The 24492-nt window shown below is 70.0% G+C and carries 22 protein-coding genes; 7 read left to right on the top strand and 15 right to left on the bottom strand.

Translation table 11 applies throughout. The annotated features are described in order from the left end of the window. Positions 1–444 precede the first annotated feature (444 nt). From Q8A52_RS21200 to Q8A52_RS21190, 3 genes are all read left to right on the top strand, one after another. Positions 445–1518: a right-handed parallel beta-helix repeat-containing protein gene (locus Q8A52_RS21200; protein ID WP_316754244.1), complete on the top strand. Its 1074-nt coding sequence runs from the start codon at positions 445–447 to the stop codon at positions 1516–1518. A gap of 514 nt (positions 1519–2032) precedes the next feature. Then, positions 2033–2803, top strand: a complete 771-nt coding sequence (locus Q8A52_RS21195) for a TetR/AcrR family transcriptional regulator (protein ID WP_316754243.1) — start codon at positions 2033–2035, stop codon at positions 2801–2803. 51 nt (positions 2804–2854) lie between these two features. Further along, positions 2855–3814 carry a D-2-hydroxyacid dehydrogenase family protein gene (locus Q8A52_RS21190; protein WP_316754242.1) on the top strand — a complete coding sequence of 320 codons (960 nt, stop codon included), beginning with the start codon at positions 2855–2857 and terminating at the stop codon, positions 3812–3814. A 7-nt stretch (positions 3815–3821) separates the two neighbouring features. On the opposite strand, the gene Q8A52_RS21185 is transcribed toward Q8A52_RS21190, so the two are convergent. The 7 genes from Q8A52_RS21185 to Q8A52_RS21155 form a co-directional block, all read right to left on the bottom strand. Continuing rightward, entirely contained in the window at positions 3822–4406 is a 585-nt protein-coding gene (locus tag Q8A52_RS21185; RefSeq protein ID WP_316754241.1) for a vitamin K epoxide reductase family protein, read from the bottom strand. Continuing rightward, entirely contained in the window at positions 4406–4906 is a 501-nt protein-coding gene (locus Q8A52_RS21180) for a DUF5949 family protein (protein WP_316754240.1), read from the bottom strand. Before Q8A52_RS21180 ends, Q8A52_RS21185 begins: the two co-directional genes overlap by 1 nt. 136 nt (positions 4907–5042) lie before the next feature. Beyond that, on the bottom strand, positions 5043–5333 hold the full coding sequence (locus Q8A52_RS21175; protein WP_316754239.1) for a hypothetical protein: 291 nt from the start codon (positions 5331–5333) through the stop codon (positions 5043–5045). A gap of 213 nt (positions 5334–5546) precedes the next feature. Continuing rightward, entirely contained in the window at positions 5547–5786 is a 240-nt protein-coding gene (locus tag Q8A52_RS21170; RefSeq protein WP_316754238.1) for a chaplin, read from the bottom strand. A 389-nt stretch (positions 5787–6175) separates the two neighbouring features. Next, on the bottom strand, positions 6176–7294 hold the full coding sequence (locus Q8A52_RS21165) for a chaplin (RefSeq protein WP_316754237.1): 1119 nt from the start codon (positions 7292–7294) through the stop codon (positions 6176–6178). Between the two features lie 152 nt (positions 7295–7446). Next, complete coding sequence (locus Q8A52_RS21160) at positions 7447–7674, bottom strand: chaplin (protein ID WP_316754236.1); 228 nt, start codon at positions 7672–7674, stop codon at positions 7447–7449. 210 nt (positions 7675–7884) lie between these two features. Then, on the bottom strand, positions 7885–8295 hold the full coding sequence (locus Q8A52_RS21155; RefSeq protein WP_316754235.1) for a rodlin: 411 nt from the start codon (positions 8293–8295) through the stop codon (positions 7885–7887). 221 nt (positions 8296–8516) lie between these two features. Here Q8A52_RS21155 and Q8A52_RS21150 point away from each other — a divergent pair, with 221 nt between their 5' ends. Both Q8A52_RS21150 and Q8A52_RS21145 read left to right on the top strand, forming a co-directional pair. Then, positions 8517–8927 carry a rodlin gene (locus Q8A52_RS21150; protein WP_316754234.1) on the top strand — a complete coding sequence of 137 codons (411 nt, stop codon included), beginning with the start codon at positions 8517–8519 and terminating at the stop codon, positions 8925–8927. Between the two features lie 226 nt (positions 8928–9153). Beyond that, positions 9154–9561 carry a rodlin gene (locus Q8A52_RS21145; protein WP_316754233.1) on the top strand — a complete coding sequence of 136 codons (408 nt, stop codon included), beginning with the start codon at positions 9154–9156 and terminating at the stop codon, positions 9559–9561. Positions 9562–9646: 85 nt separating this feature from the next. On the opposite strand, the gene Q8A52_RS21140 is transcribed toward Q8A52_RS21145, so the two are convergent. From Q8A52_RS21140 to Q8A52_RS21125, 4 genes are all read right to left on the bottom strand, one after another. Beyond that, on the bottom strand, positions 9647–11566 hold the full coding sequence (locus Q8A52_RS21140) for an AMP-dependent synthetase/ligase (protein ID WP_316754232.1): 1920 nt from the start codon (positions 11564–11566) through the stop codon (positions 9647–9649). 114 nt (positions 11567–11680) lie between these two features. Next, positions 11681–13222 carry a vWA domain-containing protein gene (locus Q8A52_RS21135; RefSeq protein WP_316754231.1) on the bottom strand — a complete coding sequence of 514 codons (1542 nt, stop codon included), beginning with the start codon at positions 13220–13222 and terminating at the stop codon, positions 11681–11683. A 147-nt stretch (positions 13223–13369) separates the two neighbouring features. Then, a complete protein-coding gene (locus tag Q8A52_RS21130) occupies positions 13370–14233 on the bottom strand; it encodes an ABC transporter permease (RefSeq protein WP_316754230.1) in 864 nt (287 codons plus the stop codon). Next, positions 14230–16887 (bottom strand): alpha/beta fold hydrolase, encoded by a 2658-nt coding sequence (locus Q8A52_RS21125; protein WP_316754229.1) that lies wholly within the window; start codon positions 16885–16887, stop codon positions 14230–14232. The genes Q8A52_RS21130 and Q8A52_RS21125 overlap by 4 nt, the downstream gene beginning before the upstream one ends. A 115-nt stretch (positions 16888–17002) precedes the next feature. Between Q8A52_RS21125 and Q8A52_RS21120 the strand changes: the two genes are divergently transcribed. Then, positions 17003–17440, top strand: coding sequence for a GNAT family N-acetyltransferase (locus Q8A52_RS21120; protein WP_316754228.1), 438 nt, complete (start codon positions 17003–17005; stop codon positions 17438–17440). 164 nt (positions 17441–17604) lie between these two features. Here the strand turns inward: Q8A52_RS21120 and Q8A52_RS21115 are convergent, their stop codons facing one another. Continuing rightward, entirely contained in the window at positions 17605–19005 is a 1401-nt protein-coding gene (locus Q8A52_RS21115; RefSeq protein ID WP_316754227.1) for an APC family permease, read from the bottom strand. A gap of 359 nt (positions 19006–19364) precedes the next feature. Here Q8A52_RS21115 and Q8A52_RS21110 point away from each other — a divergent pair, with 359 nt between their 5' ends. Beyond that, on the top strand, positions 19365–20216 hold the full coding sequence (locus tag Q8A52_RS21110) for a hypothetical protein (protein ID WP_316754226.1): 852 nt from the start codon (positions 19365–19367) through the stop codon (positions 20214–20216). A gap of 60 nt (positions 20217–20276) precedes the next feature. On the opposite strand, the gene mmsA is transcribed toward Q8A52_RS21110, so the two are convergent. From mmsA to iolB, 3 genes are read right to left on the bottom strand one after another with little or no spacing between them, the layout of a single operon-like run. Next, a complete protein-coding gene (gene mmsA, locus Q8A52_RS21105; RefSeq protein ID WP_316754225.1) occupies positions 20277–21779 on the bottom strand; it encodes a CoA-acylating methylmalonate-semialdehyde dehydrogenase in 1503 nt (500 codons plus the stop codon). Between the two features lie 14 nt (positions 21780–21793). Continuing rightward, positions 21794–23677: a 3D-(3,5/4)-trihydroxycyclohexane-1,2-dione acylhydrolase (decyclizing) gene (iolD, locus tag Q8A52_RS21100; RefSeq protein ID WP_316754224.1), complete on the bottom strand. Its 1884-nt coding sequence runs from the start codon at positions 23675–23677 to the stop codon at positions 21794–21796. After that, the gene (iolB, locus tag Q8A52_RS21095; RefSeq protein WP_316754223.1) at positions 23674–24489 is read right to left on the bottom strand and encodes a 5-deoxy-glucuronate isomerase; all 816 of its coding nucleotides are present in this window, start codon (positions 24487–24489) and stop codon (positions 23674–23676) included. The genes iolD and iolB overlap by 4 nt, the downstream gene beginning before the upstream one ends. Positions 24490–24492 lie beyond the last annotated feature (3 nt).

Here is a 24492-nt window from a genome sequence, read left to right as displayed (position 1 = left end):
GAGTGCCGGCCGAGTGCGGCGTGCGCGGGGAGCTGGGGAAGGTAGGGGTGAGCGTGGGAGTGCAAGTGCAGCCCAGGAAGCGCCAGCCCGAGCGCAGGCCAGGGAAAGCTGCTCCGGGGGTTCTAGCTTCGCCGAGGCGCCTCTGGGCCGCCCCGGGGCGTAAAGCGACGGCCACCGCTGACACCTTCCGATGCCACTTCTAGGCCGCACCGGTCACTCGTCACGGCCATTAGATGGATGTCGCGGCCTGTCCCGCGCCCCTGATCGTTCGGCCGGGAGCACTCTCCTTCAGCGGGCTGCGCCTCGGGTGCATCCCTGACGGAAATGGAGTGGGCACGGACTTCACTCGAGCCCCGCCCGGCACAGGAGAACGGGATGCATATGAGAGTAGTCATGGGAGTGCACTCTCGGTGGGGGAAAGCTGCCGTAGCAGTAGTAACAGGGGTGACGGCCGCGGGGGCAATTTGCCTGGCTGAGGCAGGATCGGCGACGGCCATCGACCATGGAATCGTGGTTGATTGCAACAAAGACCCCAACGCTCTGCTACTCGCTCTCAGCAATCCCCAGCCGGGGTCGACGCTGCGGATCAAAGGCGTGTGCTTCGGCAACTTCGTCATCAACACCGATCTAACATTGATCGGTGTGGACGGTGCCGTTCTCGACGGCCATGACACAGGCACCACCGTGACGATCAATGGGGCAGTCCGAGTCAAGCTGGAAAACCTGACCATCACCCACGGTGTCAACAGCACCACCAGGGGTGGCGGCATCATCAACAACGGCGGCACGGTGACGCTCGATAACTCCACGGTGCGCAACAACACCGCTTCTGCCCCCTTCGGCGGCGGGGGCGGCATTGAAAATAACCACGGCATCATGACGCTGAACGATTCGACCGTGAGTAATAACAGCGCCCCCGGCACCAACGGCTTTGGGGGCGGATTCGACAACGAAAACAGCAGCACTGTGACGCTGAACCGCTCCACAGTGAGCAACAATTTCGCGACCGTAATCGGCGGCGGCTTCGAAAATGGCCCCCACACCACGCTGAAACTGCTCTACTCCACGGTGAGCAACAACAGTTCTGGTGAAGTTGGAGGCATCGACACCTCTGTTCCCACCAACTTGACGCTGGACCACTCAACAGTAAGCAAGAACTCCTCAGACACAGACTCCGGAGGCATCCTCATTACGCCTGGTACAACAGCTACGCTGTACCGATCACAAGTCCTCGACAACATTGCTGGGACCGATGGCGCCGGTATCTTCAACCGCGGCAACACTACGCTGAAGGAATCCGCCGTTAGCCGCAACATTGCAGGGCGCAACGGCGGAGGGATCTACAATGACAGCCCCGGAAATCTGACATTGCGTAGTTCAACGGTGGAGGACAATAGCGCCTTTAACGATGGAGGCGGTATCTATAATCTGGGAGCCGCAACACTGAGCGACTCCAAAGTGCGCCACAACCACCCGAACAACTGCGCCCCAACTCCGATCCCGGGCTGTAACGGGTAGCCACATAGAGCTACGGATCAGAAGGTTCCGACATCCACAGCTGACATCAACGACGCCGGACGGGGGCGTACACCAGCGACTCTGCCCGGCCGTCGCACCAGTCGACGGCAGTGACGGCAGCGCGGCGACGACGGCGGACCGCAACGGCACTCAACAGCCCAGCGCGGCACTGGCAAGATGCCGACGATCCACGCCACCAAGGGCCGCCCGCATCTTCTAAGCGCTTGGCCGCAGGTTCGAGTCCTGCCGGGGCGCCGAGTCTCCGCCCTCCCTCGGGAGGGCGTTTTTGCTGTTCAGGGCGGGTTTCCGGAGCGGACTCGATGTCGGACCGGTCCGCAAGGACGTGGCACTCGATCCGGAACGTACGAACACCGCTTCCGGCGACGGGACGCAGCCCCCGGCGTGCCGACTTCAACGCTGTTCAAATCCGGCACGTCCATGCGCAGGAAACCGACTCGCACGGCGTGCAGTGCGAACTCGAACACCGTTTAAGTCCGTCGGCTACGCTGACTCCATGCCGCGGGAAACGTTGAATCGCGATCAAATCGTCGAAGCCGCGATCGAGCTGCTGGACGACGAGGGAGTCGAGGGCCTGAGCATGCGGCGCCTCGGCAAGCGGCTGAACTCGGCCGCGACTGCCATGTACTGGCACGTCGGCAGCAAGGAGAACCTGGTGGTGCTGGCCGCCGACCGGGTCTGGGGCGAGATCGAGCTGATCGACCCCCTCGAGACCGGCTGGCGGACCGCCGCACGCGCGCTGATCCAGGACACGTACGCAATGGTCAAGGCCCACCCCTGGCTGATCCCGGCGATCAGCACGTACTTCGTGCACGGCCCCGGGATGGCCCGCTTCCAGAACCACTCGTACGCCATCCACGAGGCGGCCGGGTTCAAGGGGCGCGACCTCGACTGGGCCGTGAACGCCACCTTCACCTTCGTGGCGGGCACCGCCCTGCTCGACGCCACCCAGGCCGCCGCGGCCAAGGCCAAGGCTTCCGACCTCGCGGACCGGGCGGACGAGGTCGCCGCCCAGTACCACCGGCTGCGCGAGCGCACGGAGCTACTGGGCGGACCCGACGCCGCCGAACTGCTCAGCCAGAACTTCGCCTTCGGCCTCGAGACCGTCCTCGATGGTCTGGAGGCCCGGCTGCGCGGCGCGGACCGCCGGTCCCCGGTGGAGTCGGCGACGGCCGCACAGCCCTCCGGGACCGGGGCGCGGACCAGCGCGGCCGGGGTCCCCTCGATCGCAGGCACCTCCAACTCGGTACCCGGCCTGCTCCACTGACTGCCCCCATGGGCCGCCGGGTACAGTCGCCGGCGAGGAAGGTGAGACGACGTGCGACTTCGCTGTGCGGTGCTGGACGACTTCCAAGGCGTGGCCACCGGGTCGGCCGACTGGTCGGTGCTCGAGCCGGAGGTGGATGTCGTGGCGCTGCGCGAGCACATCGCCGATGAGGACGAACTCGCGGCGGCGCTCGCCGACTTCGACATCGTGGTCACCCTGCGCGAGCGCGTGGCCTTCCCGGGCTCGCTCATCGCCCGGCTGCCCCGGCTGCGGCTGCTCGTCGCCTCCGGTATGCGCAACAGCATCATCGACTACGCCGCCGCCGAGGCGCACGGCGTCACCGTGTGCGGTACCACGAGTTCCTCGACCCCGCCGGTCGAACTGACCTGGGCGCTGCTGCTCGGACTCGCCCGCGGCATTGTCGAGGAGAGCAACTCGCTGCGTTCGGGCGGCCCTTGGCAGTCCACCGTCGGCGCCGACCTGCACGGCCGGCGGCTCGGTCTGCTCGGGCTCGGCAAGATCGGCAGCAAGGTGGCGCAGGTGGGGCTCGCCTTCGGCATGCAGGTCAGTGCCTGGAGCCGGAACCTCACCAAGGAACGCGCCGACGAGGTGGGCGTCGACCTGTCGCCCTCGCTGGAGGACCTCCTGGCCACCAGCGACTTCGTCTCCGTCCATCTGGCCCTCGGTGACCGCACCCGCGGTCTGCTGGGCCCGGCCGAACTCGCCCTGCTGAAACCGACCGCCTGCCTGGTCAACACCTCTCGCGCCGCGATCGTCGACCAGGACGCGCTGCTGGCCGCGCTCCACGCGGGCCGTATCGCCGGCGCCGCCGTCGACGTCTTCGACATCGAGCCCCTGCCCGCCGACCACCCGATGCGCACCGCGCCCCGCCTCCTGGCCACTCCCCACCTCGGCTATGTCTCGCGGGACAACTACGCCGCCTACTACGGCCAGGCGGTCGAGAACATCCACGCCTACCTCGCGGGTTCACCGGTACGACGGCTGCCCTGAGTCGGGGTCAGCTCGTCCAGAAGTCCCACCAGCGGGTGAGGATCAGCATGCCGACGATGCCGATGTGGAGCAGCGGCAGCACCCAGGTGAACTCGGCGAAGAAGGCCTTCAACGCATCCGGTGCGGGCAGGAAGCCATTGAGCACGCCGAAGGACGTCACGTACCAGAACATGATGATCGTCGCGATCCATGCCAGACAGCACCACAGGCACAGCGCGTTGATCCGGTACAGCGACTCGAACTGCAGCCACGACACGAACCCGATGCCGAACAGGCACCCGGCCTCGAAGGTCAGCCAGTACCAGCCGGGGAACACGGCCCCGGCCAGCAGGCTCATGCCGACACAGATCACGATGCCGTAGGCCACCAGGCCCAGCATCGGGTTGGGGAAGCCGAAGGCCGCGGCCTGGTCGCTCTTCATCACGCTGCCACAGGACACCACCGGGTTCAGGCTGCACCCGGGGACGAAGCCCGGGTTCTCCAGCAGTTTGAACTTGTCGATGGTGATGATCCAGGAGGCCAGCAGTCCGGCCGCCCCCGTGAGCACCAGCATGAGCGCGAACGCGCGGTCGGCGCCCGCCGTCCGCCGCATCAGCCGCGCAGGCTGCGGGCCGGCAGGAGGACGTGCGCGGCGGCGTTCAGGGTCTCCTCGGCGCCGGCGAACGCGATCAGCGCCTGCGGTGCGACCGGCTCACCGGGACGGGCCCCGGGCCATGGCCGGGTGGTGAACACGAGGTGGGCGTGGCCGCGTTGGGCGACCGCCGCGAGCCACTGCGGCGGCGCGGCGCACTGGGCCTTGAACTGCGGCGTCGTGAGGACGGCCTGACCGGCCTCGACGAGCAGGGTCACCGGCAGGCCGGGCTTGTCGGCGGCGTCGACCAGGTCCCCGCCGGCCCGCAGGCCGTTGAGCGCCAGCAGCCGCTCGATCGCCGCCGCGGTCGCCGCCGGGCCGCCCTGCGCGTCCCCGAGGGAGTAGGCCAGCAGGTACGGCATGTCCGACCCGTCGGGGGCCGGGCCGCTCCAGGGGAGTACGACGAGGGTGCCGAGGTCGGCGACGCGGAAGGGGCGCGTTTCGCTTGAGGTTGAGGTCACCGCGCGACCATATCCACGGGCCGGCGGGCGGCCCGGCGCGTCATCACCCGACCGGCGGATACCGCTGGGGGCCTCCACACGAACGAGGGACGCCTCTCGACGTCCCTCGGCCTCCCTCGAACGCCCCACGGGCGGATCAGCTCTGCAGCGGCAGACCGCCCAGCAGCGGGCTGTGCTGGTTGAGGGCACCGGTCACGCCCTTCACCGCGTTGAGCACAGAGCCCTTGTTCTCGGTGTCGAGGGTGTCCGACTGATGCTGCAGCGGCATCACGTCGTTCAACTCGAGAGGACCCTTGGTGAGCGTGTTCACGCCGCCGTTGAGGCTGGTGGGCGTGAGGTCGGCGGTGCTGTGGGCGAACGCGGGCGCCGCGGCGCCGACGAGGGCCATGGAACCGGCAACGACAGCGGCAGCCTTCAGGGACTTCATCGTGTTCCTTTCTCGGCAACTCAAGTCACCTCGGGTGAGTCTGACGCCGTGTGCAACGAGTTCCGGGCCGGGGCGGAAACCCCGTGTGCGGAAGACATACGAAATCTCCGCCGGAGCAAGGCCGTCGCCTCGCCGTACGGGCAAACGCAAGCCGGCCGCCCTCCCGCGGGGAAACCGCGGACGGACGGCCGGCCGAAGGGGTGTGCTGCGACGTCAGCCGTTGGTGCAGGCGTTGCCGAACGACGGGTTCAGCAGGGCGACCACGTCAACGGTGTTGCCGCAGACGTTGACCGGCACGTGGACCGGAACCTGGATGACGTTGCCCGACAGCACGCCCGGCGAGTTGCTGGCGGTGCCTTGCGCGCCACTGTCGGCAGCGGCGATGCCGGCACCGCCGGCAACGGCAGCGGCAGCGGCGGTGGTCAGAACCAGGCCCTTCGCGATACGCGACATGGAGAGGTGCTCCTTGGGGTCGAGACAAACATCCGGACGGGGATGCCCGGCGTTGTGTCAACGCGTGGCGCTCCCGCGAGTTGTGCCCCCAAAGGGGTGATCCGAGAAGTGAGTCACCATCTTCACGAATCAGTCACAGTTGCCTGGTTTCTTTGAATTGATACTGATGCAACGGGAGTTGTGGGGCAACGCCCGTCACATGAACGCGTGCTCCACCTGTGCATGACAAGCAACCACAAGCGGCCACGGAGGTCGGCAACCGGGCCGGGGAAATGCCGCGCGCACGGCGGCGGCCTTCACGGCCGACACGCACGTGCGCGAGGTGCGGCGCCGAAGCGCGCGCTGAAAAGCACGGGTGCCGGGCGATGGCGGGCCCGGCACCCGGAGAACTACCGACGGGACGTGGCTCGGCCTCGCCGGTACAGGATCGTCCCGCCCGCGACCAGCGCCAGGCTGACGGCGGAGGCCGCAAGCGTGGCCTCGGTACCGGTGCGCGCCAGCTGGGGCGGTGCTGCCTGGTCGTCACCGCCGGGGGTGAGAGGCGTCGCCGGCGGCGTGGCAGTGCGCGGCGGCGTCGTCGTACCCGGCGGGGTCACGGGAGGCGTGACCGGCGGAGTGGTCGTTCCCGGCGGGGTCGTCGTACCCGGCGGGGTAACCGGCGGCGTCGTCGTACCCGGCGGGGTAACCGGCGGCGTCGTCGTACCCGGCGGAGTCACCGGCGGCGTCGTCGTACCCGGCGGAGTCACCGGCGGCGTCGTCGTACCCGGCGGAGTCACCGGCGGCGTCGTCGTACCCGGCGGAGTCACCGGCGGCGTCGTCGTACCCGGCGGAGTCACCGGCGGCGTCGTCGTACCCGGCGGAGTGACCGGCGGCGTCGTCGTACCCGGCGGAGTCACCGGCGGATTGGTCCTGCCCGGCGGAGTGACGGTGTTGGCGCAGCCGTTTCCGAAGACGGGGTTGAGTACGCCGATCACGTTCGCGGTGTCACCGCACACGTTCACCGGTACGTCCACCGGCACCTGCGCGGTGTTGCCGGAGCCGACGCCGGGCGAGTCCGTCGAGGTGCCGGACGCCGAGGCGCCCGTGGTGGAGGAGGTGCCGGAGCCCGAGGTGTTCGCGCAAGCGTTGCCGAACGCCGGGTTCAACAGGCTGGCGACATCAACGGAGTTGCCGCAGGCGTTCACTGGCACATGCACCGGCGCCTGGACGGTGTTGCCGGACGCGGCTCCGGGCGAGTTCGCCGTGGAGCCGGTGGCCGACGCGCCGTGGGCGCCCGTTGTGCCGGAACCCGAGGTGTTCGCACAAGCGTTGCCGAACGCCGGGTTCAACGCGCCTACGACGTCAACGGAGTTGCCGCACGCGTTCACCGGCACATGCACCGGTACCTGGACGGTGTTGCCGGACGCGACTCCGGGCGAGTCCTTGGCGGACCCGTTCGCACCCGTGTCGGCCAGCGCGACGCCGCCGCACAGGGACACGATGCTCGTCGCGGCGGCAGCCGCGACCATTCCCTTACTCAGGGTCTGTCGCAATCTCGTTGATCTTCCTGCTTGAAGAATTGGGGGACCGGCCCCGGAGCGAGTGAACCCAAGGATCGAGGGATCAACGGTCCAAGGCCGGCCGTAACGCGGCCGGGTGGCCGGCGCGCTGCGTTACGTCGTCACTGGTTGCTGCAGGCGTTGCCCATCGCCGGGTTCAGCAGACCGACGACGTTCACCGAGTTGCCGCACACGTTGACCGGGATGTGCACGGGGACCTGGATGACGTTGCCGGACAGGACACCCGGGCTCCCGGTGGCCGAGCCGGAGGCGCCGGAGTCGGCGAACGCCGGGACGGCCGCACCGAGAGCCAGGACGATGCCGGCGGCGACGGCAGTGGTCTTCTTCATGTACTTTCCCTTCTCTGCGGTCATGCCCTATGACGGCCGAAACCGAGCGAGCACGACTTGTACGGCTCGCACCATGACCGACAGGCTGTAGAACGAGGGATAGACGGTCGAAGAAACTGCGGAACGCGCGGCACCCAGGAATTCACCCTAACGCCCTTACAGAATTGACAAAGCGTAGGCGAAACGCTCTTCCTGGGCGGCGGGGAATTCTCAGCTGTTGCCGGTGCCGTTGGCGGACAGCGCCGAGATGTCGTCCAGGACGTGCGACAGCGCCTCGTCGCCCTTCGCCTGCGTCGAGTTCTCCGCACACTGCTGGTTCTGCGGCGTCGCCAGGACGTTGACGTCCTGGACGGCGACCGGGACGAGGCCGACGAGCGAGCCCGCGTTGGCCTTGGCCGGCAGGCCGACACACAGCTTGTTCAGCGAGCCCTGGACCGCCGACAGCTGCGGGCTCATGGCGCCGCCGGTGGCCGAGTTGCCGAACGACTCCGTGGCGCCGACACCGCTGGCTGAGGTGGTGCCCGTGTCGTTCCCGGTGGCAAGCGCCTCGGGGGCCGCAGCCGCCGATGCACCGACGACGGATGCGGCGACAGCCGCCGCGGCCATTGCCTTCTTGAGCATTTCGCTTTCCTTTCCTGTCCTGGCTCCTCGCCAAGACGCACGTTCCTGCGTCCACTTCAACCGGGAGCGCCGGGAATGGTTGCGGCCCGTCACCCGAACGGACCTGTTTGGCGCATTGAATTCGTTTGGGCCGACCGAGTGAATTGCAGCAACCCCGCGACCTGGTGGCAGTTGAAGCAGGGCGCTCCGGTGGACGGGGTTTCTCCAGAAGGGAACTGCAAGTGATCAAGAAGGTTCTGGCCTCCGCAGCGGTCGCCGCTTCCGTCGTGGGTGCCTCGGCCGCCGCCGCCTCACCCGCGCTCGCGACCGGGAACGACACGGGCACCACCTCCGCCAGCGGCGTCGGGGCGGCCCAGTCGTTCGGCAACTCGGCCACGTACGGCAACATGAGCCCCCAGATGGCGCTCATCCAGGGCTCCCTCAACAAGCCCTGCGTCGGTCTGCCCGCCAAGGCGAACGTCGGCTCGGTCGTCGGCCTCGTCCCGGTCGCGGTTCAGGACCTCAACGTCCTGTCGTCCCCGCAGAACCAGCAGTGTGTCGAGAACTCGACGCAGGCCAAGGGCGACGAGCCGCTGTCGCACATCCTGGACGACATCTCGGCGCTGTCCAGCAACGGCACGGGCAACAGCTGATCGGACGCTTCCCGGACCCCCTTCCGGGTTGTCACCAGGCGGGCCGCCGAGTTTTCGGCGGCCCGCCGGCTTACGTTGCGTCACGCCCAGGGGACACGGGGGCGCCTTTTCCCATGATCGGACTGAGCTGGGCCGATCGGCGCACCCCCCGCAACCCGCTCCCGCTCCGAACAGTTGACGATCATGCAGCTCCTCCCCGGAGTCCGCTTTTTCGAAGGGAACGAACATGAAGAAGCTGTGGGCAACCGCGGCTGTCGCCGCCTCGGTCGCCGGTCTCGCAGGCGCGGCCGCCCCCCAGGCGCTCGCCATCGGCAACGACAACGGCACCACGTCCGCCAGCGGCACCGACGCCACCTCGATGTTCGGCAACTCGGCCACCGCCGGCGACATGAGCCCGCAGCTGTCGCTGGTCCAGGGATCGCTGAACAAGCCCTGCGTCGGCCTGCCCGCCAAGGTGAACGCGGGTTCCCTGGTCGGCGCCATCCCGGTCGCCGTTCAGGACGTCAATGTCCTGTCGTCCCCGCAGAACCAGCAGTGTGTCGAGAACTCGACGCAGGCCAAGGGCGACGAGCCGCTGTCGCACGTCCTGGACGACATCTCGGCCCTGTCCGGCAACGGCACCAGCAACGGCTGAGCCTGCGCTCCGCCTCGGCGGGTCACCGGTCCCTTCCGGTGGCCCGCCGTTCGCGTGTCACGGGCGGTGGGTCACGCGCGGCGCGTCACGGGCGGTAGATCGCCTCGATCTGCTCCGCGTACGCCGCCGTCACCGCGTGCCGCTTGACCTTGAGCGACGGCGTCAGCAACCCGTTGTCCTCGCTGAACTCCCCCTCGACCACGGCGAAGGCGCGGATGGACTCGGCGCGCGAGACGGCCTCGTTGGCGTAGTCGACCGCCCTTTGCACGTCGGCGCGCAGCCGTGGGTCCCGGACCAGCTCGGACAGCGGGGTGTCCGCGGGCAGCTTCCGTACGGACAGCCAGTGGGCGGCCGCCTCGGGGTCGAGGGTGATCAGGGCGGCGACGAAGGGACGGTTGTCGCCGACGACCAGGCACTGGCCGACCGGGGAGCGGCTGCGCAGCCGGTCCTCCAGGACGGCCGGGGAGACGTTCTTGCCGCCGGAGGTGACGAGGATGTCCTTCTTGCGGCCGGTGATGGTGAGGTAGCCGTCGTCGTCCAGGGAGCCGAGGTCGCCGGTGGCGAACCAGCCCTCGCGCAGGACCGCCTCGGTCGCGGCCGGGTTGTTCCAGTACGCCCCGAAGACCAGCCCGCCCTTGATCAGCACCTCGCCGTCGTCGGCGATGCGGACGGCGGCCCCGGGTACCGGCTGTCCGACCGTGCCGGGGCGGGGCCTCAGCGGGGGCACGATGGTGGCCGCGGCGGTGGTCTCGGTGAGGCCGTAGCCTTCGTAGACGATGATTCCGGCCGCGAAGAAGAACAGATTGAGATTGCGGTCGAGCGGGGAGCCGCCGCTCATGGCGTACCGCAGGCGGCCGCCGAGCTCCTTGCGGATACGGCGGTAGACCAGCAGGTCGTACAGCGCCCAGGCGGCGTACAGGCCGGGGCCGGGGCCCTTGCCGGTGTCGAGGAACTTGCGCAGATACGCCTCCCCGAAGCGCACGGCGATCCGGTCGGCGCGGTCGAAGGACGCGCCCCGGCCGATCCGCTCGGCGGTCGCGCGCCCGGTGTCGTGGATCTTCTCGAAGAGGTACGGCACCCCGACCAGGAAGGTGGGGCGGAACTCCCTTACTGCCGGGCGGAGTTCGTCGGGCTTGACGCTGGGGAAGTGGCCGATCTCGATGTGGGCCATCAGACAGGCGATCTGCAGGGTGCGGCCCATGATGTGGGCGAGCGGCAGGAAGAGCAGGGTGGAGGCCGTCTGTCCGGTGACCGCCTGGAAGACGGGGTGGAGCAGTTCGACCGTGTTGGCGGCCTCGGCGTGCAGATTGGCGTGGGTGAGGACGCAGCCCTTGGGCTTCCCGGTGGTGCCGGAGGTGTAGCAGACCGTGGCCACGGTGTCGGGGGTCAGGGTGGTGCGGCGCTTGGTGACCTCCTCGTCGGCGACGTCCCGGCCGAGGGCGGTGAGTTCGGCCAGCGCGTCCGCGTCGAGCTGCCGGACGCGCGGGGGCTCGGGGTGGCCGGCGGTGCCGGTGGCGACGGTGGCCGCGTTCTGGGCCGTCTCGACGACGACGTACCGGGCGCCGGAGTCGCGCACGATCCACTCGACCTGCTCGGCGGAGGAGGTCGCGTAGATCGGGACGGTCTGGCCGCCGGCCGCCCAGATGGCGAAGTCCAGGACGGTCCACTCGTAGCGGGTGCGGGACATGACGGCGACCCGGCCGCCCGGTTCGAGGCCCGCCGCGATCAGTCCCTTGGCGACGTCCGTGACGTCGCGGGCGAAGGCGGCCGCCGTGACCGGGCGCCAGACGCCGCTCTCGCGGCGGCGCAGAACCACGGCGTCGGGGGTCTCGGCCGCGTTGGTGAAGGGCAGGTCGGCGGTGGAGCCGGTCGTCGTGGCCGCCGCGAGTGCCGGGGTGCGGGCCTCGCGTACGACGCCGTGCTCGTCCCGGACGATCTCGACCCGGATGCGCGCCGCCAGATCGGTGCGCTGCCGTGCCCGCTTCAAGTCCCTGCGTACGCCCATGACGGCTCCCGTCGCGGCTGTTGGCTGCCCTGCTGCCGAACGCACTTACCGGGTGGTCAACTTACTCACGCGTAAGCGTAGGTCAATGGGTCCGGCAGCACCGGGAAGCACGCGCTAGTCCAGTCCGCGTCCGGCCTCCTCGACGGCCTGGGCAAGCTGCCGTACCGCCTCGTCCTCGGTCGTACGGGCCAATTGGACGGCGTGGCGGTGGAGTTCGCCGAGGCCGGGGTCGCCGGGCAGCGTGGTCCAGCGGTCGTCCCCCTCGCGGAGGGCATCGGCGAAGTAGGCGGCCACCGCGGTGACCTGGAAGCGGGGGCTCGCGCTCCAGACGGAGTCCTTCAGGGCGCCGGTCTCCAGCTCGCCGGACTCCTCGTGCGGGTCGCGGGTGCCGGGGTCGAGCCAGCGGACGGTGGCCGTGGCGAGATGGCCGTCGGCGCCGGGCTTGGTGCGGACGGCGTACAGGGCGGTGACGGTGTGGCCGGGGCCGATCTCGCCACCGTCGACGTGGTCGTTGCGGAAGTCGTCGTCGGCGACCCTGCGGTCGTCGTAGCCGACGAGGCGGAAGTCGGCGATCGTGTGGGGGTCGAAGGCGACCTGGGCCTTGGCGTCGCGGGCGGTGAGCTCGATGTTCTGCGGGAGCTGCTCGCAGAACACCTTGCGGGCGTCCTCGGTGTCGGAGACATACACCGTGTGCCCGTCGCCCTTGTCGGCGAGGCGCTCCATCAGGGCGTCGCCGTAGTCGCTGCCGACGCCGACGCCGAACAGGGTGATGCCGTGTTCGCGGCGGGCGCTGGAGATGCGTTCGAGGATGGAGTCCGGGTTGGTGTCACCGTCGTTGGCGAGCGCGTCGGAGACGAGGACGACCCGGTTGGTCGCGCCCTTGCGCAGGCCCTCGACGGCGGTGGCGTACCCGGTCTCGACGCCCGCGCCGAGGTCGGTGGAGGACAGCGCCTCCAGGCCGTCGATCGCGTCGTGGACCTCGCCGCGGTGGCCGCCGAGCCGGGTCATCGGCAGCACGGTCTCGGCCTCCGAGCTGAAGGTGACGATCGCGACGGAGTCGTCGTCGCGCAGCCGGTCCGTCATCGTGTCGAGGGACTGCTTGGCGAGGTCCAGCCGGCCCGGTTCGTCCATGGAGCCGGAGACGTCGACGACGAACGTGAGCGCGGCGGGCGGACGTTCGCCGGTCTGCCCGGGGGTGCGGGTGGCCAGGCCGACCCTGACCAGGGACCAGTTCGGCTTGTCGGTGCGGGCGCCGTCGACCGTGACGGAGAAGCCGTTGCCGTCCGGGCGCCGGTAGTCCTGGCGGAAGCTGTTGACGAACTCCTCCGGACGGATCGTCGACGGGTCGGGCCGCTGTCCGTCGGCGAGGGTGCGGCGCGCATAGCCGTAGGAGGCGGTGTCGACGTCCAGGGCGAAGGTGGAGAGGTAGTCGGCCGAGGGGGTGTTCCACTCGTCGCCCTGTGCCTTCCGCGAGCCCTGGCTCTGGGCGGGGGCCGGCGCCGGAGCCGGAAGCCCGCCGTTCTTCGAACCGCCGTTGTTCCTGTCGCTGTGGGAACCGTCCGCGCTGCCGCCCGCGCAGCCGGTGAGCAGCAGGCCGCCCGCCGCCGCGAGGGCGATCAGCACACTCCGTGTCCGCCGTGTCCGGTACCGCTCCATCTCGTCTGCCCCCTGTGCCGGTTGACGTCGACATCTGTGACTGTGACGGCGCGGCGGGCGGGATCGTGCGGTACGGAGCGTTGCGGATGCGTCTCGAAGCGGCCACGGAGCGGGCCCGCCGAGACCGGTGGGTGATCCTCCGGTGACCTAGGAGACCACGTCCTTGCGGGCGAAACCCCGGAAGGCCAGGGCGAACAGCACGAGCGCGTACGTTATGGAAATCGCGGTGCCCTGGATCATGCCGGACCACTCGGGGTACGGCTGTACGGCGTCGGCCCAGGCGAACTGCCAGTGCGCGGGCAGGAAGTCGCGCCAGTGGCCGAGGGCGGTGACGGCGTCCAGGACGTTGCCGACGATCGTCAGGCCGACCGCGCCGCCGACCGCGCCGAGCGGGGCGTCCGTCTTGGTCGACAGCCAGAACGCCAGCCCCGCGGTGACCAGTTGGGACACAAACACATACCCCACGACCACCAACAGGCGCTGGGCGGCGGTGCCCGAGTCGAGCGCGCCGCCGGTGGGGATCTCCAGTGGCCCCCAGCCGTAGGCGGCCGTGCCGACCGCGAGCGCCACGACCGGCAGCAGCACCATCGCGGCCAGGCTGAGCCCGAGCCCCACGACGAGCTTGGACCACAGCAGTCGGCCCCGGGGCACGGGCGCGGCGAGCAGATAACGCAGGGAGGACCAGCCGGCCTCCGAGGCGACCGTGTCCCCGCAGAACAGCGCGACCGGGATCACCAGCAGAAAGCCCGCCGAGACGAACAGGTTCACCGCGGCGAAGTTGGCGCCGGAGGCGGTGGCCGTGTCCATCAGCGTGACCTGGCCGTTGCGGCTGCTCGGGTCGCCGCCGATGGCAAAGGCGATCACCAGCACGAACGGCAGCACGGCGAGGATCCCGCCCATGATCAGCGTGCGGCGCCGCTTGAGCTGGCGGACCAGCTCCACCCGCAGCGGCAGCGTGCGCCCGGCCCGGTAGCCGGAGGCCACCTCGACGGGCTCGGTGAGCGTGCTCACGCGGAACCTCCGATCAGGGTGAGGAAGGCGTCCTCGAGGCGGCGGTGGGGGCCGACCGACTCGACGGGCACATCGAGCCGTACGAGTTCGGCGACCAGCCGCTGCGCGCTCCCGCCGGGCTCCAGGCGGACGAGGAGTCCGTCCTCGGTGCGGACCGCGGAGGCGACGCCGGACAGCGCGGCCACCTTCTCGACGACGGGCTCCTCCACGGGTGCGGCGGTGCCGACCAGCAGCGTGTCGCCCGAGCCGATGATCTCCCCCACCGGACCGGCCTGGACGAGACGGCCGCGGTCCATCACCACCAGGTGCGTGCAGGACTGCTCGACCTCGGCCAGGAGGTGGCTGGAGACGATCACCGTGCGGCCGGCGGCCGCGTAGCGGATCATCACCTCGCGCATCTCGCGGATCTGTGGCGGGTCGAGACCGTTGGTGGGCTCGTCGAGGATGAGCAGGTCGGGCAGGCCGAGCATGGCCTGGGCGATGGCCAGGCGCTGGCGCATGCCCTGCGAGTAGGTGCGCACAGCGCGGGCGAGCGCGTCACCGAGGCCCGCAATCTCCAGGGCCTCCTCCAGGTGCGCGTCCTCGGCCGGGCGGCCGGTCGCCTCCCAGTACAGCTCCAGGTTCTCGCGGCCCGAGAGGTGCGGCAGGAAACCCGCGCCCTCCACGAAGGCGCCCACCCGGGACAGCACCGGCGCGCCCGGTCGGATCGCGTGCCCGAAAACCCTCATCTCGCCGCCGTCCGGCTTGATCAGGCCCATCAGCATGCGCAGGGTCGTCGTCTTGCCCGCGCCGTTCGGCCCGAGCAGACCCAGCACCTGGCCCTTCTCGACACGGAAGGACAGCTCCCGCACCGCGTACCGGTCCGCCGACTTCGCGTACCGCTTGCTCAGGTCCGTTATCCGGAGCGGGACTTCGGCCAGGGCGGGGTCGGGCGCGGGGACCGCCGTGCGGCGGCGGCCGGTGACCAGCAGGGCGAGCGCGAGCAGCGCGCCCGCCGGCGGCAGCCACCACACCCAGGCGGGCAACGCGGCCGCAGCGGTCGTGACGGCCGGGGCGGTGGGCACGCTCAAGTCTCCCTTCAGGGAGACGGTGTAGGTGGCCGGGGCGGCCGGGGAGGCGTAGCCGAGGTCCGTGGAGGCGAACACCAGGCGCAGCCGGTGGCCCTTCTGCACCTCGTGGTCGACCGCCGGGAGCGTCACCGTGACGTCCTTGCCCGACTTGGCGCCCTCGACACGCAGGGGCGCGACCAGCTGGGAGGGCAGCACCTGCCGGGTGCCGCCGGGCCCGACGTCGTACACCTTCCCGAACAGGACGGCGTCGTCGCCTGTCGACGTGACGTGGACGGTGACCGTCGGCGAGCCGGTGATCCGCAGGTCGGTGGTGACGGGCGCGGAGTCGAACTTCGCGTACTGGCCGGGGAAGTCGAGGGAGACGCCCATGCCGAGGGCGGACAGCTGGGCGAGACCGACGCCGCCGCCGCTGCCGCCGATGCCGGGCAGGGCGGAGACAGCGGGCGGGCTGGCGCCGGCCGGGTTGCCGAAGCGCTGCTCGCCGCCGCGCAGGGCGATGGCCCGCCGGTCGTTCTCCAGGCCCGGGTAGGCGTCGGCGCTCGCGCCGCGCAGTTGGGCGGCGCCGTCGGTGGAGTCGACGCCTCCGGTGCGGGTGATCCGGAAGGCGGGGCCGGTGTCGGCCTTCTTGTCGCCCTTGAGGTAGCGGTCGAACCAGGCCGACACGCGCGCCTGGACCCGGCTGGACTCCATGTCGCCGCCGTCGTGCCCGCCCGCGATCCAGTCGACGTCGACCGGGGCGCCGTTCGCGCGGATCGCCTTCTCGGCCGCGTCGGACTGGGCGAGCGTGAAGAGGGAGTCGGTCTGGCCCTGCACCAGGAGCGTGGGCACCTTGATGCGGTCGGCGACGGCGGACGGCGAGCGCTCCTCCAGCAGGCTGCGCGCGGCCGCGTCCGGCTTGCCCGACTCGGCGACCCGGTCGTACATCCGACACAGCGCGGGCTCGAACCGGTCGCAGCCGCCACCGGAGTTGAAGAAGATCCCGGCCCAGAGCTTCTTGAACACACCGTCCGGGAACAGGGCGTCCGCGAGGTTCCAGTACGTGATCGCCGGGGCGATGGCGTCCACCCGGTCGTCGTGGCCGGCGGCGAGCAGGGAGACGGCTCCGCCGTACGAACCGCCGGCCACGCCCACGCGCGGGTCGCCGCTCCTGTCGAGCTGCACCTGGGGCTGCTTCGCCAGCCAGTCGATGAGCCGGGAGACGTCGGCGACCTCGCCCTTGGGGTCGTTCAGCCCGATCTTCCCGGTCGACCGGCCGAAGCCGCGCGCGGACCAGGTCAGCACCGCGTACCCGTCCCGGGCGAGGTCCTCCGCCTCCTGCCGTACGTCGTCCTTGCTGCCGCCGAAGCCGTGCCCGAGCAGGACGGCCGGGCGACGGCCGGCGGTGGCGGAGGTGAAGTACGAGGTGTCGATGCGCACCCCGCCGCCGGTCGTGACGACCCGGTCGGCCCGGCGCACCGGGGGCGGGTCGTCGGAGGCGACCGCCGTCCACGTACCGGCGCCGGCGAGCACGACGACGGCCGCGGCGGCCATCAGCCGCCGCGGCCCCCGAAGCAGCCCCCGGAATCCGGGCACTCGAAGATCCATGACTCAACGGTACGGGCCGTCACCGACAACCGATGCAGCCACCGGGTTGAACCCCCTGCCCTCCTGTGGGAGTAGAGGGCTCCTCCGGCGTACTTCGGCCGTGGTACGAAGGCGCATGGACATCCGTCGTGCCACCACGGTCGCCGAAGTCGCCGCGGCCGAGCATCTGTTCGACCACCCGGTCCGTACGGAATGGGCCGAGCGCTTCCTGACCGCCGCCGGACACCATCTGTTCCTTGCCTATGAAGAGGACGGCGAGAACAGCGAGCTCGGGGGGACCGCCCCCGTCGGCTTCGTCAGCGGCGTGGAGACCGTCCACCCCGACAAGGGCACCGAGATGTTCCTGTACGAGCTCGCGGTCGCGGAGCCGTACCGGCGCCGGGGCATCGGGCGGGCGCTGGTCGGCCGGCTCGCCGAGCTGGGCCGGGAGTCGGGCTGCTACGGCATGTGGGTCCTGGTCGACGCCGGGAACGACGTCGCCCTTGCCGCCTATCGCAGTGCGGGCGGCAAGGACGACGGTACGTGCTCGGTGATGACCTGGGATTTCGGCTGAGCCGGGGTCAGGGGGCGTCGTTTGGATCATCCCGGCGTCGCGGGCCCTGGCACGCGCTCCCCCAAGCTCTCGACTGCGCTCGAGCAGGAGGGACCCCCATGACCCCGCTCGGGTCGGCCAGACCGCACCGTTCGTCACGGCCGGCCTGATCCAAACAACACCCCCTACGCCTGCGCGTCCTCCGGGATCGACACCAGCCAGCGGGTCTCGGCGCGCGGGCGGAGGTAGAAGACCCAGTAGAGGGTGGCGACGGCGGTGATGCCGCCCGTCCACAGCAGGTAGGCGGTCTCCTGCTGGCTGAGGATGTACGCCAGGACGGCGATGAGCAGGACCGGCATCGCGGGCCACAGCGGCATGCGCCAGGCGGGCGTGTGCTTGTGGTGGCCGCGGCGGGCGAGCAGGGCGGCGACCGCGACGAGCAGGTACATGCCGGTCACCGAGACGCCCGTGACGCCGTAGAGCGTGTCCAGGTTGACGAAGCAGAGCAGCGCGCCGGGGACGCCCACCGCGAGCGTGGCGACCCAGGGGGAGCCGAAGCGGCCGAGCTTGGCGAAGACGTTGTTGACCGGCTGCGGCCAGGCCTTGTCGCGGGCGGAGGCGAACAGGACGCGGGAGTTCTGGATGACCATGACGATGCCCGCGTTGATGATCGCGAGGGCCACGCAGAGGCTGACGAAGGTGCCGACGGCCGAGTTGGACCAGGCGGTGACCATGGAGCTGATGTCGCCGCCGGTCAGCTCCTTGAGGTCGGAGGCGCCCATGGTGATGGCGACGACCGGGACCAGGATGATCACGGTGGAGATGGCGAGGGTGGCCAGGACCGTGCGGGCGACGTTGCGGCGCGGGTGCTCCAGCTCCTCGGAGAGGTAGACGGCCGTCGAGAAGCCCTGGGTGACGAAGAGGGCGATCGCCAGGCCGGAGACGACCAGCATGGCCGTCACGGTGTCCGTGTGTCCGTTGCCGCCCGCGACCTGCATCGAGGTGAGGCTGCCGAGGCCGCGGTGGCCGTGGGTGAAGCCGAGCAGGGCCACGACACCGGCGGCGATGACCTCCAGGACCAGGAAGACGCCGGTGATCCAGGCGTTGGCCCGCAGGTCGAGCAGACCGGCGAGGGTGGCAAGGAGCATCACGCCGGCGCCGGCCATCGCCGGGTCGAGGTGCACGATCGGCGCGAGATAGTCCGCCGTGCCCATCGCGATCACCGGCGGGACGATCATCACGACCAGCAGGGACAGCACGAACACCAGCCAGCCCGCCAGCCGTCCGGCCATCGTCGAGACCATGGCGTACTCGCCGCCCGCGCTGGGGATGAGGGTGCCCAGCTCCGAGTAGCAGAACGCCACGGCGATACAGAGGAGGGAGCCGATGGCGATCGTGAGGGCGGTTGCGGTGCCGAGCGAGCCGAACAGGTCCGGGACCACCACGAAGAGCGTGGAGGCGGGCGTCACGCACGACAGTGTCAGCAGGGTGCCGCCGACCACTCCGATGGAACGCTTGAGCTTCTGAGGGGCGTCCGAGGTCCCGTCCAGGACGGCGGTCTCGACGGGGCGGAGCGTGTCGGTCATGCGGCGGTTCCGATCGACTCGTGCGGTGGTGGTTCGGGCGGGAGCGCTATCGCCTCCGGCGGCTCGCGTCGTTCTTGTTTCTCTCGCTCCCGGCGCTGATGGAACCCCGACGAAAACCGGCGCGTCAATGGGTGTTTACCTACGAAATCCGAAGATCAACAGGCTGTTTGATCGCGCATACAGCAACTCGGTGCAGGCAATTCGGCACCTGGGGTCCATACGAGAATCGCAGGACGAACGGCAAAAAAAGTAGCAGCGTCCGGTATACGGACGCCGTAAAGCAGTCGCACGACTGTCGGTGGGTCCCGCTAGAGTCAACGGATCACAAACAACACACAGCAAAATCAGGGGTGGGGACCATGAAGCTGCGGCACACCGCGGCCTGGGTGGGGTGTACGGCGGCGGCGCTGCTGGCGACCTCCGCGTGCGGCACCGAGGGCGCGAAGACGGCGGCCAAGGCCGTGGACAACGCCGACAAGGCGTTGGCGGCACTGGCGCGGGCGACGGACCGGACGCAGAACCTCGGCTCGGCCGAGGTGCGGATGAGCACCGACCTGGGCACGGGTACGGGCCCGGTGGCCATGGAGGGCACTTACTCCTGGGGCGACGGCTTCGCCTTCGACGTCGACATGGACACCAAGGCCGTCCAGATGCAGACGCTGACGAGCTCTCCGACGGTCCGCATGCTCTTCGTGGGCGGCGCGTACTACTACGACATCGACCCGCAGCCCTCCGGCCCGCTCAAGGGCAAGGAGTGGATGAAGATCGACGGCTCGGCCGTGTTCGGCGAGAAGGGCGGCCAGGCGATGGCCGGGGGCACCGGTGGCGGCAGCCCGGTGGCCTCCATGAAGGCCCTGAAGTACGCCAGCGACGTCGACGACCTCGGCAAGCAGACCGTCGACGGACAGAGCACGACCCACTACCACGCCGTGGTGAAGGCGGACCAGATGGGCAAGCTCAAGGACGTCTACGGCGACCAGAACAACATGCTCAGCCAGATGACCGGCGCCAACGGCTCGATGACCATGGACATCTGGGTGAACGACAAGGACCTGCCGGTCCGCATGAAGCAGGCCTTCGGCTCCGCCACCGTCACCATGGACTTCAAGAAGTTCGGAAAGACGGCCACGGTCAAGGCCCCGCCCGCCGCGCAGACCGGTGACCTCACCGAGCTGCTCAAGCAGCAGCAACAGCAGAAGCAGCAGGGCTGAGCCCGGGCACGGCGGTGCCCCGCCCTCTCCCACGCGGAGGACGGGGCATGCCGTACCGGCTCAGTGGTTGCGCGGGAAGCCCAGGTCCACGCCCGCCGGGGCGTCGGCCGGGTCGGGCCAGCGCGTGGTGACGACCTTGCCGCGGGTGTAGAAGTGCGTGCCGTCGTTGCCGTAGATGTGGTGGTCGCCGAAGAGCGAGTCCTTCCAGCCACCGAAGGAGTGGTAGCCCACCGGCACCGGGATCGGCACGTTCACGCCGACCATGCCGGCCTCGATCTCCAGCTGGAAGCGACGGGCCGCGCCGCCGTCCCGGGTGAAGATCGCGGTGCCGTTGCCGAAGGGCGAGCTGTTGATCAGCGCCACACCCTCCTCGTACGTGTCGACGCGCAGCACGCACAGCACCGGGCCGAAGATCTCGTCCTGGTAGGCCTTGGCGCTGGTGGGCACCTTGTCGAGCAGCGAGATGCCGATCCAGTGGCCGTCCTCGTAGCCCTCGACCGTGTAGCCGGTGCCGTCGAGCACGACCTCGGAGCCCTCGGCCGCCGCGCCCTCGACGTAGGACGCCACCTTGTCGCGGTGGACCTTGGTGATCAGCGGGCCCATCTCGGAGGTCGGGTCGTTGCCGGGACCGATCTTGATCTTCTCGGCGCGCTCGCGGATCTTCTCCACCAGCTCGTCGCCGATGGCGCCCACCGCGACGACCGCGGAGATGGCCATGCAGCGCTCGCCCGCGGAGCCGTAGGCGGCCGAGACGGCGGCGTCGGCGGCCGCGTCCAGGTCGGCGTCCGGCAGCACCAGCATGTGGTTCTTGGCGCCGCCCAGGGCCTGCACGCGCTTGCCGTTCGCGGAGGCGGTGGTGTGGATGTAGCGGGCGATCGGGGTCGAGCCGACGAAGGAGACGGCCTTGACGTCCGGGTGCTCCAGCAGGCGGTCGACGGCCACCTTGTCACCGTGGACGACGTTGAAGACACCGTCCGGCAGACCGGCCTCGGCCAGCAGCTCGGCGATCTTGAGGGAGGCCGACGGGTCCTTCTCGGACGGCTTCAGCACGAAGGTGTTGCCGCACGCGATGGCGATGGGGAACATCCACATCGGGACCATCGCCGGGAAGTTGAACGGCGTGATGCCGGCGACGACACCCAGCGGCTGCCGGATCGCGGCCACGTCGACACGGCTGGCGACCTGCGTCGACAGCTCGCCCTTCAGCTGCACGTTGATGCCGCAGGCCAGGTCGACGATCTCCAAGCCGCGCGCGACCTCACCGAGGGCGTCGGAGTGCACCTTGCCGTGCTCGGCGGTGATCAGCTCGGCGATCTCGTCGCGGTGGGCGTCGAGCAGTGCGCGGAACTTGAACAGGATCGTGGTGCGCTGGGCCAGCGAGGACTGGCCCCAGGTCGCGTAGGCGTCCTTTGCGGCGGCCACCGCCGCGTCGACCTCGTCCACGGAGGCGAACGCGACCTTGGTGGTGACCGCGCCGGTCGCCGGGTCCGTGACCGGCCCGTACGTACCCGAAGCGCCTTCGACGGTCTTACCGCCGATCCAGTGGTTGACGATCTTCGTCATGCCCGGTTACTCCTTCACAGATGGCGGCGTCGGGTAGAGACGTGCCGTTCGTACAGCTCACGTGCCTTGACCGCGGAGGAACGGGTCGCGGTCTCGGCCACAGGGACATCCCACCAGGCCTGCGCCGGAGGCGCGCCCGACACAGTGTCTGCGGTTTCGGTCTCCACGTAGACACAAGTGGGAGTGTCGGCGGCCCGCGCCTCGGCGAGTGCCGTGCGCAGGTCACGGACGGTCTTCGCGCGCAGCACGCGCATGCCGAGGCTGGCCGCGTTGGCGGCCAGGTCGACGGGCAGCGGGGCGCCCGTGTAGGTGCCGTCCTCGGCCTGGTAGCGGTAGGCGGTGCCGAACCGCTCGCCGCCCACCGTCTCGGACAGCCCGCCGATCGAGGCGTATCCGTGGTTCTGCACGAGCAGCATCTTGATCGCGACGCCTTCCTGCACGGCGGTCACGATCTCCGTCGGCATCATCAGATACGTCCCGTCGCCGACCAGCGCCCACACGGGCCGGTCGGGGGCGGCGAGCTTCACACCGATCGCGGCCGGGATCTCGTAGCCCATGCAGGAGTAGCCGTACTCCAGGTGGTACTGGTCCCTCGATCGCGACCGCCACAGCTTGTGCAGGTCGCCGGGGAGCGAGCCGGCCGCGTTGATGATCACGTCCGTCTCGTCGACCAACCCGTCCAGCGCGCCCAGCACCTGCGGCTGCGTCGGCCGTACGTCCGGCTCGTCGGCCTCGTAGCAGGCGTCGACGCGCTGCTCCCAGCGCTCCTTGTCCTCGCCGTACTCGGTGGCGTACGCGTCGGAGACCCGGTGGTCGTGCAGCTCCAGCGCCTCGGTCAGCTCCTCCAGGCCGCTGCGGGCGTCCGCGATCAGGGGCGTGCCGGAGAGCTTGTGGCCGTCGAAGGGCGCGATGTTGAGGTTGAGGAAGCGCACGTCCGGGTGGGCGAAGAGGGTGCCGGAGGCGGTTGTGAAGTCGGTGTACCGGGTACCCACGCCGATCACCAGGTCGGCGGTGCGGGCGAGTTCGTCGGCGGTCGCGGTGCCGGTGTGGCCGACGCCGCCGACGTCCTGCGGGTGGTCCCAGCGCAGAGAGCCCTTGCCGGCCTGGGTGGAGGCGACCGGGATGCGGGTGGCCGTGGCGAACTCGGCGAGGGCGTCCTCGGCACGGCTGTGGTGGACACCGCCGCCCGCGATCACCAGCGGCCGCCGTGCCGCCCGGATCGCCCGCACGGCCCCGGCGAGTTCGACCGGGTCGGGGCCCGGCCGCCGTACGGTCCACACACGCTCGGCGAAGAACTCGTCCGGCCAGTCGTACGCCTCCGCCTGCACGTCCTGCGGGAGGGCGAGGGTGACGGCGCCGGTCTCGACCGGGTCGGCCAGCACCCGCATGGCCTGGAGGGCGGCCGGGATCAGGGCCTCGGGCCGGGTGATCCGGTCGAAGTACTTCGACACCGGGCGCAGACAGTCGTTGACCGACACATCGCCCGCGTACGGGACTTCGAGCTGCTGCAGGACCGGGTCGGCGGGGCGGGCGGCGAAGACGTCACCGGGCAGGAGCAGGACGGGGAGGTGATTGATGGTGGCCAGGGCGGCGCCGGTCACCAGGTTGGTGGCGCCGGGGCCGATGGAGGTCGTCACCGCGTGCGTGGACAGGCGGTTGGACTGACGTGCGTAGCCGACGGCCGCGTGCACCATGGCCTGCTCGTTGCGGCCCTGGTGGTACGGCATGTCCTCGGCGTACTCGATGAGCGCCTGGCCGATCCCGGCGACGTTGCCGTGGCCGAAGATGCCCCAGGTGGCCCCGATCAGCCGGCGCCGGACGCCGTCCCGCTCCGTGTACTGCGCGGCCAGGAAACGGACTAGCGCCTGCGCGACCGTGAGCCTCGTCGTTGAGGTCATCGGTAACCCTCCGTATGGTCCGGGTGGAAACAGATCCGCCACTCCCGGGTCTCACCCGGACCGGACATGACGTTCAGGTAGTACATGTCGTGCCCGGGCTGGGCGATCGACGGGCCGTGCCATCCGTCGGGGACGAGAACGGCATCGCCGGAGCGGACCTCGGCGAGGACGTCGGTTCCGCCCTCACGGGAGGGGAATACGCGCTGATAGCCGAAACCGTTCGGGCCGTCGATCTCGAAGTAGTAGATCTCCTCCAGCTCCGACTCCTCGCCGGGCCGGTGTTCGTCGTGCTTGTGCGGCGGGTACGAGGACCAGTTGCCGCCGGGCGTGATCACCTCGACGGCGATCAGCCGGTCGCAGTCGAAGGAGTCGGCGGAGGCGAAGTTGCGGACGCGGCGCGAGCAGTGGCCGCTGCCGCGCACCTCGACGGGGACCTCCGGCGCGGAGCCGTAGCGGGCGGGGAGTCGTCGCTCGCACTTCGCTCCTGCCAGGGCGAAGCGGCCTCCCGCGCCGGAGGCGATCTGGACCCGGGTGTCACGGGGGGCGTAGGCGAAGTCGGAGGCTCCGCCGAACACGCTCTCCCTGCCCAGGAGTTGGAACTCGTTTCCTTCTGTCCGGACGGTACATCCGCCTTCCAGCGGAAGCACGATCCACTCGCTGTCACCGGTGGTGAAGATATGCGTGCCGCCGGGCTCCAGCTCGACGATCCGCAGACTGCTGTGCGTCCATCCGGCCCGCTTGGGGTCGATGTCGACGACATACTGGGCGCCCGCGGTCGAGCCCTTGCGGAGGTGCAGGTCATTGCTGGTCATGCG

The organism is Streptomyces herbicida (genome assembly GCF_032656585.1).
Lineage (GTDB): Bacteria > Actinomycetota > Actinomycetes > Streptomycetales > Streptomycetaceae > Streptomyces > Streptomyces herbicida.
This window is presented reverse-complemented; position numbering and strand designations above follow the sequence as displayed.